We start from the raw sequence: 2,185 nt of genomic DNA, 5'->3' as shown, positions 1-2,185 counted from the left end.
GGCGGCGCGGCGGCGCCGCCGACTTCCGCCCGCCCTCCGGCAGGGTCAGATCAGCGCCGCGGCCTTCAGCGCCTCCGCGATCTCCTGCTCGGCGGCCTCGGAGAGGTCGATCAGCGGGGAGCGCACGGTGGCGTGGGGCAGTACGCCGCGGGCCTTCAGCCCCAGCTTCAGCGCCACGGTGCCCTCCATGTGGGAGCCGCGGTGGTAGACCGACTTGGTGATCGGCAGCAGCCGGTCGTGCAGCGCGCGGGCGGCGGCGTAGTCGCGGGCCTTGCCGGCGGCGATCAGCTCGATGAGCGGCTCGGGTGCGAGGCCGCCGTAGCCGACGAGTGCGCCGTCCACGTCGAACATGGTGTGGAGCAGGTACTCGTCGTGGCAGGTGAGGATCTGGAGCTCGGGGTGCTCCGCGCGGAGCACCGGGATCTCCGTGTCCCAGCGGCGCATGTTGCGCACGCCGTTCTTGGTGGCGAAGACGCCCGGCTGCGCGGCGATCTCCAGCTGCGTCTCCAGGTCGTAGCTGGCCTTGGTGACGTCCGGGTACTGGAAGAGGATCAGCGGCAGCCCGGACTCCTCGTGGACGACGCGGTAGCGGTCCTGCGGGGCGCCCTTCTGGAAGCCGAACCGAAGCCACCCGTGGGAGGGGTAGAGCAGGCCGGCCGCCGCGCCGGCGTCCACCGCGCGACGCGCCTCGTCGGCGGCGACGGCGGTGCCCTCGCCGGTGATGCCCGCGATGATCGGCGTGGCGCCGTCCACCGCCTCGACGAGGGTGCGGATGACCGCCACCTGCTCCGCCTGTGTGAGGAAGGTGCCCTCACCCGCGTGCCCGAGGCAGACCAGGCCCTTGACGCCGTCGAAACCCGCGAGCCAGCGGCCGTACGAGGCGAGCGCCTCGTGGTCGACGGCACCGTCGGGGGTGAACGGTGTGACAGGAGCCGGGACGAGTCCGCGGAGGTCGATCTCAGTCATGGGTTACCCCTCTGTGGGAACGTTTGCGGGAACGTTTCGACACTATGACCGCAAGGATTCCTGCGGGTCAAGAGATCGGACGGGATCACCTCGTCGGTGGCGGTAGGCTCACCCGCATGGTGACCATCCGGGACGTGGCCAGGGCAGCGGGCGTCAGCACATCGACCGTGTCGCGGGCGCTCGACGAACGGCTGCCGCGCTCGCGGAGCGCCACGGCCGAGCGGGTCCGCGACGTCGCACGCGAACTCGGCTACGTACGCGACCCGTTGGCCTCCGGCCTCCGCCGCGCGGGGACCAGCACCATCGGGGTCATCGTGCCGCGGCTCACCGACACCGTCATGGCGATGCTCTACGAGGAGATCGCCGCCGCCAGTGCCGAACGCGGCGTCTTCGCCGTCGTCGCCAGCACCGAGGACTCACCGGAGGCCGAACGGCGCGCCGCCGACTCGCTGATGCGCCGCCGGGTCGACGGGCTGATCCTCACCACCGCCCGCCTGGACACCGCGGCGGACGAACGGGAGGAGCGGCCGTCACCGCCCCCGGCCGACCGACCGAGCGGCGCCGCCCCCGCCACCGGGCGCCCCGCCGTTCCGCGCGTCCTGGCGCTGCGGACCGACGGCCTGCACCCCGCCTCGGTCGGCGACGACCTGCTCGGAGCCCGGCTGGCCACCCGCCACCTCCTCGACCTCGGCCACCGCCGCATCGGCCTGGTGGGCGGCCCGGAGCACGCCTCCAGCGCCCTGTTGCGCCACCAGGGCCACCGCGAGGCGCTGCGCGAGATGGGCGTGGAGCCGGACCCCCTGCTGATGACCGGGGACTCCTTCTCCATGGAGGCGGGCGAGGCCGCCGGCCGGCGGCTGCTGGCGCTGCCGGATCCACCGACGGCGATCTTCGCCGTCAACGACAACACGGCCATCGGGGTGCTGGCCGCCGCGCACCAACGCGGCCTGCGGGTGCCCGAGGACCTCTCCGTCGTCGGCTACAACGACATCCCGACCGTCAGCCGGCTGCCGGTTCCGCTGAGCACGGTCCGCGTCCCGTTCGACCAGGTGGCGCGCGGCGCGCTGCGCCTGCTGCTGGAGGAGCGCGAGCCCGGCAGTCCGCCGCCGGTCCTGACGGCGACCCCGACGTTCATCCCCCGGGGTTCCTCCCGCCCGCCCCGCAGCCGCAGCTGAGCCCGAACGGACCGAAACGGGCACAGGCGGCTGCGGGCCGAGAG

The 2,185-nt window shown here is 73.7% G+C and carries 2 protein-coding genes; one reads left to right on the top strand and one right to left on the bottom strand.

Annotation, left to right across the window (positions count from 1 at the left end; genetic code table 11):
* Positions 1-45 precede the first annotated feature (45 nt).
* A complete protein-coding gene (locus HCJ92_RS23770; RefSeq protein WP_167935672.1) occupies positions 46-966 on the bottom strand; it encodes a dihydrodipicolinate synthase family protein in 921 nt (306 codons plus the stop codon).
* A 116-nt stretch (positions 967-1,082) separates the two neighbouring features.
* Here HCJ92_RS23770 and HCJ92_RS23765 point away from each other — a divergent pair, with 116 nt between their 5' ends.
* A complete protein-coding gene (locus HCJ92_RS23765) occupies positions 1,083-2,141 on the top strand; it encodes a LacI family DNA-binding transcriptional regulator (protein ID WP_167935671.1) in 1,059 nt (352 codons plus the stop codon).
* Positions 2,142-2,185 lie beyond the last annotated feature (44 nt).

It is taken from the genome of Streptomyces spiramenti (genome assembly GCF_012034385.1).
Taxonomy (GTDB): domain Bacteria; phylum Actinomycetota; class Actinomycetes; order Streptomycetales; family Streptomycetaceae; genus Streptomyces; species Streptomyces spiramenti.
Note: the sequence above shows the minus strand (reverse complement) of the source record. Positions and strands in the feature narration are given on the sequence as shown.